This window comes from Janthinobacterium sp. GW823-FHT01H08 (assembly GCF_058797855.1).
Window position 1 is genome coordinate 793,877 of record NZ_CM179504.1, and the last position, 13,746, is coordinate 807,622.

Here is a 13,746-nt window from a genome sequence, read left to right on the forward strand (position 1 = left end):
CAGTGCGTAGGGTTCATGCGGCGCTGGCCGTGCGCAAGGCGGCCAGCAATTGCGCCAGCTGCGCCTTGTCGCGTTCGAGCGCCGCCAGGCTCGCTTCGAAGCCGGCGATTTTCTGTTCCAGGCTGCCCGTGGCGTCGTGGATGCGCTGGATCGAGGCAAAGCGCAGTTTCAGCTGTTCCTTGTACTCGACGATCTGCGCTTCGAGCGGCGCCATGATGACCTTCAGCCAGGCGCTGGCGTCGTCGTTGGCGTTGGTGAAACTGCGGCGCACGCGCGAGGCGATGGTGTCGAAGAATTTTTCCATCAGCACGACGCGGCTGGTGGTCAGCAGGGTCGCCGTGCCGAACTGCTTATGGTAGACGGCTTCGATGTCGGCGATCTCCTGGCGGTAGCGGGCCAGCGAAAACGGCATCGGCAAGGCCAGCGCCAGGCCATGTTCGGAAGCGAATTTGCGGTACATCACGTTCATCATTTCCGTGATCTCGGCCGTCTTGCCTTCCGAACGGTCGAGGTTCTGGCCGATGCGCTCGAAATACTGGCGCACGGCTTCGCGCAGGCCCGTGAAAAAGCGGCTGCGCTGCATGGCGGCGCGCACGCCGTCGATATCGTCGCGCACGATGTCCATGCCCAGGCTCGTGTACAGCTCCGTCGACAGGCGGGTAAACACGGCGCGCGTCGCCTGCAGCTTGAACAGGCTGCTGTCGAATTCCTTCTTCTCGATGTCGATGCGCCGCATCATGTGGGCGATCACGCTCTGGTTCTTGCCGCGCAGGCTGTGCAGTTCGTGCAGTTGCTCGGCGATGCCGCGCGCGCGGGCCGCCGCCTGCACCTGCTGCGCCGCTTCGATGGCGTCCAGGTCGAACGCCAGCTGGCGCCGGATGATGTCCTTGCGCGCGGGGATCAGCTCCTCGAACAGGGCCGTCTCCAGCGCCTGCAGGCGGCTTTTTTCCAGCAGCGCCGCATCGTGGTTGATCTTGCCCACCAGGGCCTTTTGCGCCGAGACGGGGAATACCTGGCCCGCGTCCAGCGTCAACAGGTGCGCCACGCTGGCCTGCTGGCGTTCGATCGCCTGCGCCACCTCGGCATCGCCGCGCAATTCATCCCACATGCTGTCGATCTTGTTGAGCACCACCAGGCGTCCCGCGCCGGCGCCGATATGGTTGCGCCACACTTCGATGTCGCTGCGCGTGACGCCCGTGTCGGCCGCCAGGATGAACAGCACCGCGTGCGCATTCGGGATCAGGTTCAGGGTCAGTTCCGGCTCCGTGCCGATGGCGTTCAAGCCCGGCGTGTCGAGGATGACCAGGCCCTGTTTCAGCAGCGGATGGGGGAAGTTGATGATGGCGTGGCGCCACATGGAAATTTCCACCTGGCCGTCCTCGTCGAGCATGGCGGGAGCGTCCGCATCGCCGGCGTCATACAGGCCGTAGCGCGCCGCTTCTTCCACGCTGACTTTTTTCGTCAGGCTGACCTGGCGGATGGCTTCCTGCATGTCGTCGCCCGCTTCGATATTCAGGGGCAGGACGGTCCAGGCGGCGGGCAGTTCGCGGTAGTCGCTGGTCGACAGGTTCTGCGCGCGCGTCTCGATGGGCAGCAGCCGGATCGATGGCGGCCAGGCCGCGTCGTACAGCAGCTCGGTGGGGCACATGGTGGTACGGCCCGCGCCCGAGGGCAGGATGCGCTGGCCATAGCCGGCAAAGAAGATGGCGTTGATCAGCTCGGATTTGCCGCGCGAGAATTCCGCCACGAAGGCGACGGATAAACGGTCATCGAGCAGGCGGGAGCCACAGCGCGCCAGGCGCAGCGCGGAGGCGCCGTCGACCAGGCCCGCCGCGCTGGCGGCTTGCCGGTATGCCTGCAAGGCGGCCTGCACGTCCTGCCGCCATGCGCTGTATTGTTCCAGGTCTCTGACCATCTGGCTCCCTCTGTGAGTGTGCTTACTTTTGACAATTCACGCAGTAAAACGTGGAACGCTGTCCCTGCACGATTTGCCGGATCGGCGCGCCGCAGACGCGGCAGGGCTTGCCCGCGCGGTTGTACGTGAAATACGTCTGCTGGAAGTAGCCGGACTGGCCGTTCACGCCGATGAAGTCGCGCAGGGTGCTGCCGCCTTGCACGATGGCTTCGGCCAGCACGTCGCGGATCGCCTGCGCCAGTTTCTCGTAGCGGGCCAGGCCGATGCGCCGGGCCGGCGTCTTCGGGTTGATCCCCGCGCGGAACAGGCTTTCGGAACAATAGATATTGCCCACGCCGACGACGATGTCGCCCGCCATCAGCACCTGCTTGATGTTGGTGCCCTTGTTGCGCGTTTTTTCGAACAGCAGCTGGCCCGTGAAGCCGCCTTCGAGCGGCTCCGTGCCCAGCCCGCGCAGCAGCGCGTGGCCGTCCAGCGGGCCGTCGGCCTCGTCGTGCCACAGCACGGCGCCGAAGCGGCGCGGGTCCGTCATGCGCAGCACCTGGCTGCCGCCGTCCGCGTCCTCCACGACGAGGTCGAAATGGTCGTGCTTTTGCGCCTGCGTCCCCGTCGGCAGCACGCGCAGGTGGCCGGACATGCCCAGGTGGATGATCAGGGTGCCGTGGCGGAAGTGGATCAGCAGGTATTTGCCGCGCCGCCCCGTCAGGCCGATGGTTTGCCCCGACAATTGTTCGCCCAGGGCAGGAGGGAAGGGCCAGCGCAGGCCGTCGCGGCGCAGCACGACGGAGCGCACGGCGCGCCCTTCGAGGTGGGGCGCGACACCGCGCCGTGTGACTTCGACTTCTGGCAATTCTGGCATAGGGCTCGAATGGTTGAAAACCGGGTAAAAAACAGGCGGCTTGCCGGCTGAGGGCTGGCTCTGGCAGGCTACGCCGCCACGACGCATATATTTCGTTACATACGTGAAGTACGCGATAGCCGCGTTGGGCGTAGAATCAAACTTTGCCGTTTAGCCAGGATCAGCCTTTGAAAAACGCTTTCGCCATTGTAACCTTGTCCGCCCTGATGGCCACGCATGCCATGGCACAGACGCCTGTCGCCCCCGCCGATGCCGCGGCCAGCCCCTCTGCGTCTGCGCCCGCCGCGCCGCAGGAGCCGGACGCCAGCTCCAAGGAGGGGCCCGCCGGCGATGAGCTGCCGAAGGTCGAATTGAGCAGCGACTTGCTGTACAAGCTGACCAAGGCCGAGATGGAATTCAAGAGCGGCCAGTGGCAGGGGCCGTACGTGACGATGATGGTGGCGGCGCAGCAGACGCGCGATCCGCGCCTGGCGCGCCGTGCTTCCGAAATGGCGCTGGCCGCCAAGCAGGGCAGCGAGGCGCTGGCGGCCATCCGCCTGTGGCGCGAGCTGGCGCCAGACTCGGACGAGGCGACGCAGTTCTTCCTCGGCTTTGTCGTGTTGACGGACAAGATCGAAGAAGCGGAACCGATTTTCGCCGAACGCCTGGCCAATGCGCCGCAAGGCGCACGGGGCGTGGCCCTGTTCCAGATGCAGCAGATTTTGTCGCGCTCGAATGACAAGCTGTATGCCTATTCGATGGTGACGCGTTTGGTGCAGCCTTACCTGGACATGTTCGAAGCGCACCTGGTGCTGGCGCAGGGCGCCCTGTCGATCGGCGAGCGTGACCGTGCCATCGGCGAAGCGAACAAGGCGCTGGCGATCAAGCCAAACTCCGAGCTGGCCGTGCTGACCCTGGCGCAAGTGACGGGCGAACCCGAGGCGGCAGGCAAGGTGCTGGCCGCTTTCCTGCAAAAGAATCCGGATGCCGTCGAAGTGCGCGGCGCATACGCGCGCCTGCTGGTCGAACAGAAGCAGCTGGAACCGGCGCGCGAGCAGTTCCTGCTGCTGCTGAAAAGCGCGCCCGATAACGTGGGCGCCCTGTATGCGCTCGGCATCGTGGCGCTGCAGCTGGAAGACACCAAGGGCGCGGAGCAGTACTTCAAGCGCTTCCTGGCCGTGCTCGAAAAATCTCCCGGCGACACGCGCGATCCGTTCAAGGCCCTGATGATACTGTCGCAGATCGCCGAGACGCGCGGCGACACGGCGGGCGCCATCGCCTGGCTGGACAAGGTCGACAACAGCGCATCAAGCGGCTATGTCGAGGCGCGCTTGCGCCGCGCCCAGCTGATCGCCCGCGGCGGCAATCTCGATGCGGCGCGCAAGGCGCTGACGGAAATCGAAACGGACGATCCGGCAAGCCAGGCGCAGGTGCTGCTGGTCGACGCGCAATTCCTGCGCGACGCCGGCTATGTGCAAAGCGCCTACACGGTGCTGGAAAACGCCTTGCTGCGCTTCCCCGACAATCCGGAGCTGCTGTACGACTACGCCTTGCTGGCCGAGCGCATGGACAAATTCGAGCGGATGGAGGCCAGCCTGCGCCGCGTGATGGCGCTGGCGCCCGACAACCAGCACGCGTACAACGCGCTCGGTTATTCGCTGGCCGAACGGGGCCTGCGCCTCGAGGAAGCCCATGCGCTGATCGAAAAAGCCTTGCAGATGGCGCCGGGCGACCCGTTCATAATGGACAGCATGGGCTGGGTGCAATTCCGCATGGGTAACCTGGCCGCCGCGGAAAACGCGCTGCGCCGCGCCTATGCCGTGCGCAGCGATCCGGAAATCGCCGTCCACCTGGGCGAAGTGCTGTGGCAAAAGGGCGACAAGGCCGAAGCGCAAAAACTGTGGCGCGAGGCGCAAGGCAAGGACCCGAAAAACGAGGCGCTGAAAAGCACCTTGGCGCGCCTGAATGTCAGTTTGTGATTGAATCGATTATCTCAACTATAAAAAACCAGCGCCATGGCGCTGGTTTTTCCTTGTACCCATGTTAAAAAAACTGCTTCCCCTCACACTCGTCTGCCTGTCACTCTCGGCCTGCTCGACCCTGAGTTCCCCATTCTCGTCAGGCGCCGCGCCATCCGCCAACACCGTCGCGCCCTACCGCGAACAGGTGGAGCTGACGGGCCGCCTGAACGTCGTGTACCAGAAAGATGACAAGCCCGAATCGGCCACCGTCAATTTCAACTGGCAGCAGACGGCGCAGCGCACGGACGTGACCCTGTATTCGCCCGTCGGCAGCACGCTGGCGACGATTGCCGTCACGCCGCGCGAGGCCGTGCTGACGCAAAGCGGCAAGGCGCCGCGCAGCGCGCCCGATGTCGACACCCTGAGCGCGCAGATGCTGGGCTGGTCCTTGCCCGTGTCGGGCTTGCGCGACTGGCTGCAAGGGTATGCCGTGGGCGCCGACGGCAAGCGCTTCGTCGCTTCGCCGGCCAACGACAGTGTGACGACGAAAGACGGCTGGCGCTTGCGCTATGTGTCGTGGCAAGAAGTAGGGCAAAATGCGGCCGACAATACACCGGGCGCCTTGCCCCAACCGCGGCGTATCGATGCCGAACGCAATGCCAGCGCGCAGGCCGATGCCGTGTCGCTGCGCATCGTCCTCGATCCCGCCCCATCCGCACCAGCACCATGACATTGACTACCCTGAATAACTGCCCGGCTCCCGCCAAGCTGAACCTCTTTTTGCACGTCAACGGCCGCCGCGCCGATGGCTACCATCTGCTGCAGACAGTGTTCCAGTTGCTCGACCATGGTGACACCCTGCACTTCGCGCTGCGCGACGACACGGCGATTGTCCGCGTGACGGAGCTGGCCGGCGTGCCGCAGGAGCAGGACCTGATCATCCGCGCCGCCAGGCTGCTGCAGGCCGAAGTGCTGCGCCGCACGGGGGCCTTGCCGCGCGGCGTCGATATCGCCATCGACAAGGTGCTGCCCATGGGCGGCGGCTTGGGTGGCGGCTCGTCCGACGCGGCCACGGCGCTGATGGCGCTCAATCGCCTGTGGCAGGCCGGTTTGACGCGCGAGGAACTGATGGCGCTGGGCTTGCCGCTGGGCGCCGATATCCCGTTTTTCATCTTTGGCGAAAACGCCTTTGCCGAAGGCGTGGGCGAAGCCTTGCAGCCCGTCGCCACGCCCGCATGCTGGTATGTGGTGATCGAGCCGGGCGTGCAAGTGCCGACCGCCGCAATTTTTTGCGCGGAAGGCTTGACGAGAAATACCGAACCCGTCACAATAGCGGACTTTTCCAGGTACCTCGCAGAAGGAAACGATGCGGGCGGGTTTGGAAAGAATGATTTACAGCAAGTGGCATGCAGTCTTTTCAAGCCGGTAGCAGATGCGGTAGAATGGCTGGGTGCTTACGGTGAGGCCAGGATGACTGGTTCCGGTGCTTGTGTATTTAGTGCGTTTGGCAGTCAGGAAGAAGCGGATGCGGTGCTCAGCAATGTGCCACCAGTCTGGGGCGCCTGGAAGGCAAAAGCGCTGAATCGCCACCCGATGCTCACCATGTTGTAGAGAGTAAAAAAAGATTTTGCTTAGCGTCAAATAGTCGGTATAATACTGGCCAACATGACGGCAAGCAGTCAGTAACGTAGGGGAATCGCCAAGCTGGTTAAGGCACTGGATTTTGATTCCAGCATGCGAAGGTTCGAATCCTTCTTCCCCTGCCACCATTTCACCGTAGTCTGTCGATGCGAAGTTGGCGTCCAGTGCGGGAAAAAGCAGATGTGCCGCCACGCGGCATATTCTAAACAATGACTGACCGGGCCTATGCCCGGTTAGTGCTTTTCAAGACTTCTTTATCACCTCTTGGGACTCCCATGGCTTACGAAAACCTGATGGTTTTTACCGGCAACGCGAATCCAGCGTTGGCAGAGGGGGTCGCAAAAAACCTCGGCATTCCTCTCGGTAAAGCAAACGTTTCGAAATTCTCCGACGGCGAAGTAATGGTCGAGATTAACGAAAACGTACGCGGCAAGGATGTTTTTGTTTTGCAATCCACCTGTGCTCCAACCAACGACAGCCTGATGGAAATCATGCTGATGGTTGATGCCTTGAAACGTGCTTCCGCTGGCCGCATCACCGCCGCGATTCCTTACTTCGGCTACGCCCGTCAAGACCGCCGTCCACGCTCCGCGCGTGTGGCGATTTCGGCCAAGGTGGTGGCGAACATGCTGGAAGAAGCCGGTGTCGAGCGCGTCCTGATCATGGACTTGCACGCTGACCAGATTCAAGGTTTCTTCGATATCCCAGTCGATAATATTTACGCTTCGCCAATTTTGCTGGGCGACCTGCAAAAGAAAAACTACCAGGATCTGCTGGTGGTGTCGCCGGACGTCGGCGGTGTGGTACGTGCGCGCGCCCTGGCAAAACGCCTGGGCTGCGACCTGGCCATCATCGACAAGCGCCGTCCAAAAGCGAACGTGTCCGAAGTGATGAACATCATCGGTGAAGTCGAAGGCCGCAACTGCGTGATCATGGATGACATGGTCGACACGGCAGGCACCCTGACCAAGGCTGCCGAAGTGCTCAAAGAGCGCGGCGCGAAAAAAGTCGTGGCGTATTGCACGCACGCGGTGCTGTCGGGCCCGGCGATCGACCGTATTTCGGCCTCGCCGCTCGATGAGCTGGTCGTGACCGACACGATCCCCCTGTCCGAAGCGGCCCTGGCCTGCGGCAAGATCCGTCAATTGACGTGCGCGCCGCTGCTTGCCGAGACGTTCAAACGCATCATCAAGGGTGACTCCGTCATCTCGCTGTTCATCGATTAATTCGGTAAGAGCAGCAACAGACGTAATGCCTGCGGCGCGACCGGCTTTTGCCTGTTGCGCCGCAGTGTTTTAGTTTTCGGGGTGTTTACACCCATTTTCGAGGATTCCTGGTCGCGGGAGTCCTCATAACACAAGGCGCAAGCCTTGTTCTTCTTGGAGTTTCACATGAAAGTTATCGCATTTAAACGCGAATTGCAAGGTTCCGGAGCGAGCCGCCGCCTGCGCATTTCCGGCCAAACCCCTGGTATCGTCTACGGTGGCGCTGAAGCCCCGGTGCTGATCTCGCTGGATCACAACGCTCTCTACCACGCGTTGAAAAAAGAAGTGTTCCACTCGTCGATCCTGGATCTGGAAATCGACGGCGTTTCCCAGCAAGTTCTGTTGCGCGACTTCCAAGTCCACGCATACAAACAACTGGTTCTGCACGCTGACTTCCAGCGCGTTGACGCTAAGCAAGCTATCCACGTAAAAGTGGCGCTGCACTTCGTAAACGCTGACGTTTCCCCGGCAGTCAAACTGCACGGCGCGACCATCAGCCACGTAGCCAACGAAATCGAAGTTTCGTGCCTGCCAGGCCAACTGCCAGAATTCATCAACGTTGACCTGTCGAACATCGACGTCGGTCACTCGCTGCACGTTGGCGACCTGGTCCTGCCAGCTGGCGTGACCGCTGTCACCCACGGCGCCAACCTGACCATCGCTACCGCTTCGGTACCGGCTGGCCACGTTGCTGCTGAAGCTGAAGCCGCTGCTGCTGAAGCCGACAAGAAGTAATTTTGCCGCCGCAGCAATGCGGTAGTCGCAAGGAAAAACCCGCCAGGTTCGCCGCGCGGGTTTTTTTCTGCCTGTTTTCACCGATAATGCTTTCTTTTACATTGCAGACACAGCCATGCCCATACGCCTGATCGTCGGCCTCGGCAACCCGGGACCCGAATACGAACAAACCCGCCACAATGCCGGCTTCTGGCTGGTGGACAATCTTGCCAACAGCCTGCCCGGTACGCGCCTGCAGCGCGATTCGCGCTACAACGCCATGCTGGCGAAAACGTCGATTGGCGGCAACGAAGTCTGGCTGCTCGAACCGCTGACCTTCATGAACCGCTCGGGCCAGTCCGTGGGCGCGCTGGCGCGCTTTTTCAAGATCGCCGCCGATGAAGTGCTGGTCGTGCACGACGAACTCGATTTGATGCCCGGCATTGCGCGCCTGAAAAAGGGCGGCTCGGCCGGTGGCCACAATGGCTTGAAAGACATCACGGCCGCGCTGGGCACGCAGGATTACTGGCGCTTGCGCCTGGGCATCGGCCACCCGCGCACCCTGAGCCTGCAGCAGCAGGTGGCCGACTTCGTGCTGCACCGCCCGCGCCGCGAAGACCAGGAGCTGATCGAGCAGGCGATCGACAAATCCCTGCAGGTCATGCCGCAGATCGTCGAGGGCAAGTTCGAGGCGGCGACGATGAAGCTGCACACCGCGTAATTATTTTCCCGCCTTGCCGAAGCCGGCCATGATGGTTTTCGCCATCTGCTGCTGGCTGGCCTGGGCGCTGCTGCCGTCGCCCGCGTTGGCGGCGATCAGCAGGCCGTCGCCGCTGCCGGGCGCCAGCGCGATCAGCGCGTGCCAGTAGCCGTTCGAGCCCAGGTGGGTGAGTACACGCTGCGGCGCCTGGGGCGGGAAGTGCATCACGCCCCAGCCCAAGGCCGCATGCGTGTCGCCCTGCGCCGTGTGCAGCAAGACATACGTTTCCTTCTTGAGCAGCTTGCCCTTGCCCTGCTCGCCATGCAATTGATCGAGCGCAAACTTTGCCCAGTCGTGCATGCTCAGGTGAATTTCCCCATCGGGTGCCATCATCAGCGGATTGCTGGCCATCAAGCCGGCGATCGGCTTGCCTTCCTTGTGGCCCAGGTTCTGTCCGCGCACGGTGGGGCCGAAGGCGGCCCGCATGCCCAGCGGGCCGAACACTTCCGCCTGCATCAACTCCTCGTACGTCTTGCCCGTGACACGCTCGGCGATGGCGGCGGCGATCATGGCGCCGCTGTTCGAGTAATGCGATTCGCCGCGCGGCGCGGCCACGGGCGCGTCCGCCAGCGCGCGCTGCGCGTACTCCAGGCGCAGCAGCGGCAAGGGGCGCGTGTCCGTGTAGGTGGCATTGATCCATGTCTCGTCCGGATTGGGCGGCAGGCCGGCGCGGTGCGACAGCAGATCCATCAGGTTGACGTCGCGGTACTCGGCGCGCATGCCGGCACTCAGCGCGGGCAGCATGCTTGACAGCGGCGCGTCCCACGACAGCAGGCCCCGTTCCACCAGCCGCGCGATCAGGGTCACCGTCATGGCCTTGCCGTCGGAGCCGATATTCCACACGTCGTCGGCACGCACGGCGTCGTTGCCGTCATTGGCCCGCACGCCCGCCTGCGCCTGCGCCTCGATCTTGCCGTCGCGAATGACAAGGATCGCCATGGCCGGCACGCTCTTGTCGGCCAGCGCCTGTTGCAGCATGGCGTTCAAGTCATGGGCGCGGGCGGCGCCGCTGAGCAGCAAGGTGGTGCTGCAAACGAGTGCGGCAAGCAGGGTTTTCATGGAGTCTCCAGTCGATAGGGTGAGGTGAATATGTTAAAATGGTCGCAAAACATGATTTAATTATTGTTTTACGATAATTTATTCTAACCACACTTGACACTTTCGTATACTTTTAAAGATGAAAAAAAATCCAACGGGGCCGGCGGCGCTGAGCCGGCGCGTGCGCTACGGCGTTTCGGGATTCTTTGTGTTGTACCTGCTGCTGACGGTGCTGGGCTGGCTGGCGCCTGCGCCGGCCGCGCAAGGCAGCCTGGGCGGCGCCGGCATGTATGAACTGTTGCTGCAATTGCAGAGCCAGCCATTCGAGCGCCTGGCCGCCATGCCCCTGTGGCAGCGGGGACTGGGTCTGGCGCTGGCCTTGCCGGCCTTGTGCGTGCTGGGCGATGCCGTGCGCCAGCTGGCCCTGGTCTTGCGCCAGTTCGAACAGGGCGTGTATTTCACGCCGCAGGTGGCGCGGCACTTTCGCCGCTTTGCCGGCGGCTTGCTGCTGGGAACGGTACTGACTTTGCTGGAACCGACCGTGCGCGGCATGCTGTTTGGCTTGCTGGAAGAGGGAACGCGCCAGTTGCGCCTGGTTATCGACATCACGGGCGGCGACCTGTGGACCTTGCTGCTGTGTTCAGTTTTCTTTGCGCTGGCGCAAATCCTGCATGAAGGCCAGAGATTGGCCGATGAAAACAGCGGGTTCATCTGATGGGTATCGTCGTGCGCCTCGACCTGGTACTGGCCAGGAAAAAAGTGAAATCGAAGGAACTGGCTGCCTTTATCGGCATCACGGAGCAGAACCTGTCCCTTCTAAAATCGGGCAAGGTGCGCGGCGTGCGTTTCGATACCTTGTCGAAAATTTGCGAGATGCTCGAATGCCAGCCCGGCGACATCCTGGAATTCGATGCGTCGCAGCCGGATGACGGGGATGGCGACAGTTAAGGTCGCCAGGGCGGTTTTTTTGAAGAGTAGGGTGCATAGAGGTACAATTGACCCCTAGAGCATGAATACAGCAAGATTATCCAGAAAACGCCCGCAACGGCCGTTTTGCACCAGCCGCTTGCCGGCAATATTGATTATTTAAAGGTTTTCCATGAGTCTCCAATGCGGTATCGTCGGCTTGCCGAACGTCGGCAAGTCCACCCTGTTCAATGCACTGACGAAAGCCGGTATCCCGGCTGAAAACTATCCGTTCTGCACCATCGAGCCGAACGTCGGCGTCGTCGAAGTGCCGGATCCGCGCATGGATGCGCTGGCCGCCATCGTCAAGCCGGAACGCATGGTCAACGCCATCGTGGAATTCGTCGACATCGCCGGCCTGGTGGCCGGTGCATCGAAGGGCGAGGGCCTGGGCAACCAGTTCCTGTCGCACATCCGCGAAACGGACGCCATCGTCAACGTCGTGCGCTGCTTCGAAGATGACAACGTCATCCATGTGGCCGGCAAGATCAACCCGCTCGACGATATCGAAGTCATCCAGACCGAACTGGCGCTGGCCGACATGGGCACCGTGGAAAAAGCCATCCATCGCGAAAACAAGAAAGCCCGCTCGGGCGACAAGGACGCGGCCAAGCTGCTGGCCATCATGGAACGCATGATGCCGTACCTGAACGATGCCAAGCCCGTGCGCGCCATGGGCCTGGACGCCGACGAAATGGAACTGATCAAGCCTTTGTGCCTGATCACGGCCAAGCCGGCTATGTTCGTGGCCAACGTCTCCGACACGGGCTTCACGAATAACCCGCTGCTGGACCAGCTGACGGCGTATGCGCAATCGCAAAACGCCCCCATCGTCGCCATCTGCGCGGCGCTGGAAGCGGAAATCGCCGACCTGGACGACGCCGACAAGGGCGCCTTCCTGGCCGACATGGGCATGGAAGAGCCGGGCCTGGACCGCCTGATCCGCGCCGGCTACAAGCTGCTGGGTCTGCAAACCTACTTCACGGCGGGCGTGAAGGAAGTGCGCGCCTGGACCATCCCCGTGGGCGCCACGGCGCCACAGGCGGCCGGCGTGATCCACACCGACTTCGAACGCGGCTTCATCCGCGCGCAAACCATCGCCTATGACGACTTCATCGCCTACAAGGGCGAAGCGGGCGCCAAGGAAGCGGGCAAGATGCGCGCCGAAGGCAAGGAATACGTGGTCAAGGACGGCGACGTGCTGAACTTCCTGTTCAACGTCTAAATCCCGGCAGGTCCCGTACGGGGCGAACATGAACCCTGCAAGTCATTGATTTGCAGGGTTTTTTATTGCCCGGATGGCCAGCATGTCTGCCATCGGCTGGTTCTCTAATCGTCGTGGCCCCGTGCCAGGCTGTCTGAGCGCTGCCACGTCCACATCAGGCCGATGCCGGCCGAGGTGCCGCTGTTCTGGCGCAACAGGGGACTGGCGCGGTTGGCGGCGCCCGTGTAATTGTCGTAGCGTAAAAATGCAAAGGCGCGCCAGTCCCGGTGCAGCCGGTACGAACCGCCCAGGCCCAGGCGCGTGAGCATCAGCCCGCTTTTGGCCGCATACGCGGGGCGCCCATCGGTGGCAAACGCGGGGCTGACGCCATACAAGTAATCGTTGATGGCGGCATTGCCCAGCACGGCGCCGACGCTGGCATCGACATGCCATGCCTGCCGCTCGCCTTGCAGCGCGTACACGAGGCGCGGTTCGAACGTGGCGCCCTGGCGGCGCAGGCCGCCGCGCGCTTCGATGACGGCGCGCAAGGGTAGTTCCAGGCCAAGGCGGCTGTGCTGCGTCGGCTCGGCCAGCTTGATTTTCAGGCGCGGGCCAAATTCCACCAAGGTGCCCAGGTCGGGCATGCCGCGCCGGGCCGGCACGTCGCTGGAGCGGGCCGGCAAGGACAGGGCAAAACCGATATCGAAGTCGAGGCGATCCGTATCGAGCAGGCGCGCGCCCACGCCGGAACGGTCGGCGCGCAATACTTTCCCGCGATAAATCAGATAGGGCAGGACCAGGCTGCGCGTCGAGCGTTCGCTGGCGCCAGGATAGGCGGGCGTGACGGCCGTGCCGCCGAAGACGCCCGCTTCCCATAGGGGGAGCGCCGGCTCGGCTGCGCACGCGGACGCCATGCCGGTAAAGAGGGTGGATGCTGCCAGCAAGGTGCGCGCGACGTTCATGGGGGAACTGGGCAAGGTTTGCCGGCCTGTAGCGATGCCAGCGCCTTGTCGCTGAGGGCGCTCGATGTACGGGCCTGCTTTTCCAGCGCGTTAGCCTGGCGGAAATGAAATGCGGCCGCATCGTAGCGGCAGGCGGCGCTGGCGGCGCGTCCCGCTTCGTGGTGCAGCCGCGCCTGCCAAGCTGCATCGCCATGGCCCAGTTCGGCATTCTCGGCCGCGGCCGCGTAGTTGCGCATGGCTTGCACCCAGTCGCCCTGGCCAGCGGCTTCACGTCCCCACTGCTCCTGCTGCGCCGCCGCGCGCAGTTCGACCTGCGTGGAGCAGGCGCCCAGCGCCATCAGGACGAACGGCAGGACGAGGCAAGAGCGGAAGGACGGGAGTGTGGACATGGCGCCACTGTAGCGCATGGGAAGGCGCGCACGTTTGCGCAGAACGCGTCAATCGGGACTTTTTTGCCGCACTGATGACATATAATTTGCACA

14 protein-coding genes and 1 tRNA gene are annotated in these 13,746 nt (G+C 62.9%); 10 read left to right on the top strand and 5 right to left on the bottom strand.

The window, feature by feature from the left end; all coding sequences use genetic code 11:
- Positions 1–13 precede the first annotated feature (13 nt).
- Together AC3RCG_RS03510 and mutM are read right to left on the bottom strand one after the other, a co-directional pair.
- Positions 14–1,915, bottom strand: coding sequence for a dynamin family protein (locus AC3RCG_RS03510; protein WP_230506593.1), 1,902 nt, complete (start codon positions 1,913–1,915; stop codon positions 14–16).
- 22 nt (positions 1,916–1,937) lie between these two features.
- Entirely contained in the window at positions 1,938–2,774 is an 837-nt protein-coding gene (mutM, locus tag AC3RCG_RS03515) for a bifunctional DNA-formamidopyrimidine glycosylase/DNA-(apurinic or apyrimidinic site) lyase (protein WP_070221676.1), read from the bottom strand.
- A gap of 167 nt (positions 2,775–2,941) precedes the next feature.
- On the opposite strand from mutM, the gene AC3RCG_RS03520 reads away from it, so the two are divergent.
- From AC3RCG_RS03520 to pth, 7 genes are all read left to right on the top strand, one after another.
- Positions 2,942–4,732: a tetratricopeptide repeat protein gene (locus AC3RCG_RS03520; RefSeq protein WP_492404239.1), complete on the top strand. Its 1,791-nt coding sequence runs from the start codon at positions 2,942–2,944 to the stop codon at positions 4,730–4,732.
- Between the two features lie 61 nt (positions 4,733–4,793).
- The gene (locus tag AC3RCG_RS03525) at positions 4,794–5,444 is read left to right on the top strand and encodes an outer membrane lipoprotein LolB (RefSeq protein WP_121668340.1); all 651 of its coding nucleotides are present in this window, start codon (positions 4,794–4,796) and stop codon (positions 5,442–5,444) included.
- Positions 5,441–6,325, top strand: coding sequence for a 4-(cytidine 5'-diphospho)-2-C-methyl-D-erythritol kinase (ispE, locus tag AC3RCG_RS03530; protein WP_492404237.1), 885 nt, complete (start codon positions 5,441–5,443; stop codon positions 6,323–6,325). The genes AC3RCG_RS03525 and ispE overlap by 4 nt, the downstream gene beginning before the upstream one ends.
- 78 nt (positions 6,326–6,403) lie before the next feature.
- Positions 6,404–6,480, top strand: a tRNA-Gln gene (locus AC3RCG_RS03535).
- A 150-nt stretch (positions 6,481–6,630) separates the two neighbouring features.
- Positions 6,631–7,581, top strand: coding sequence for a ribose-phosphate pyrophosphokinase (locus AC3RCG_RS03540; RefSeq protein ID WP_034753270.1), 951 nt, complete (start codon positions 6,631–6,633; stop codon positions 7,579–7,581).
- 165 nt (positions 7,582–7,746) lie between these two features.
- Positions 7,747–8,355, top strand: coding sequence for a 50S ribosomal protein L25/general stress protein Ctc (locus AC3RCG_RS03545; protein ID WP_070221672.1), 609 nt, complete (start codon positions 7,747–7,749; stop codon positions 8,353–8,355).
- Positions 8,356–8,470: 115 nt separating this feature from the next.
- Complete coding sequence (gene pth, locus AC3RCG_RS03550) at positions 8,471–9,055, top strand: aminoacyl-tRNA hydrolase (RefSeq protein ID WP_034753275.1); 585 nt, start codon at positions 8,471–8,473, stop codon at positions 9,053–9,055.
- On the opposite strand, the gene AC3RCG_RS03555 is transcribed toward pth, so the two are convergent.
- Positions 9,056–10,153 carry a serine hydrolase domain-containing protein gene (locus AC3RCG_RS03555; protein WP_070312514.1) on the bottom strand — a complete coding sequence of 366 codons (1,098 nt, stop codon included), beginning with the start codon at positions 10,151–10,153 and terminating at the stop codon, positions 9,056–9,058.
- Between the two features lie 118 nt (positions 10,154–10,271).
- Here AC3RCG_RS03555 and AC3RCG_RS03560 point away from each other — a divergent pair, with 118 nt between their 5' ends.
- The 3 genes from AC3RCG_RS03560 (at position 10,272) to ychF (ending at position 12,323) form a co-directional block, all read left to right on the top strand.
- Positions 10,272–10,847 carry a DUF2975 domain-containing protein gene (locus AC3RCG_RS03560; RefSeq protein WP_121668342.1) on the top strand — a complete coding sequence of 192 codons (576 nt, stop codon included), beginning with the start codon at positions 10,272–10,274 and terminating at the stop codon, positions 10,845–10,847.
- A complete protein-coding gene (locus AC3RCG_RS03565; RefSeq protein WP_034778346.1) occupies positions 10,847–11,080 on the top strand; it encodes a helix-turn-helix domain-containing protein in 234 nt (77 codons plus the stop codon). Before AC3RCG_RS03560 ends, AC3RCG_RS03565 begins: the two co-directional genes overlap by 1 nt.
- Positions 11,081–11,231: 151 nt before the next feature.
- The gene (gene ychF / locus AC3RCG_RS03570; protein ID WP_071325626.1) at positions 11,232–12,323 is read left to right on the top strand and encodes a redox-regulated ATPase YchF; all 1,092 of its coding nucleotides are present in this window, start codon (positions 11,232–11,234) and stop codon (positions 12,321–12,323) included.
- A 104-nt stretch (positions 12,324–12,427) separates the two neighbouring features.
- Here the strand turns inward: ychF and AC3RCG_RS03575 are convergent, their stop codons facing one another.
- Entirely contained in the window at positions 12,428–13,279 is an 852-nt protein-coding gene (locus AC3RCG_RS03575) for a MipA/OmpV family protein (protein ID WP_492404232.1), read from the bottom strand.
- The gene (locus tag AC3RCG_RS03580; RefSeq protein WP_492404231.1) at positions 13,261–13,653 is read right to left on the bottom strand and encodes a hypothetical protein; all 393 of its coding nucleotides are present in this window, start codon (positions 13,651–13,653) and stop codon (positions 13,261–13,263) included. Before AC3RCG_RS03580 ends, AC3RCG_RS03575 begins: the two co-directional genes overlap by 19 nt.
- Positions 13,654–13,746 lie beyond the last annotated feature (93 nt).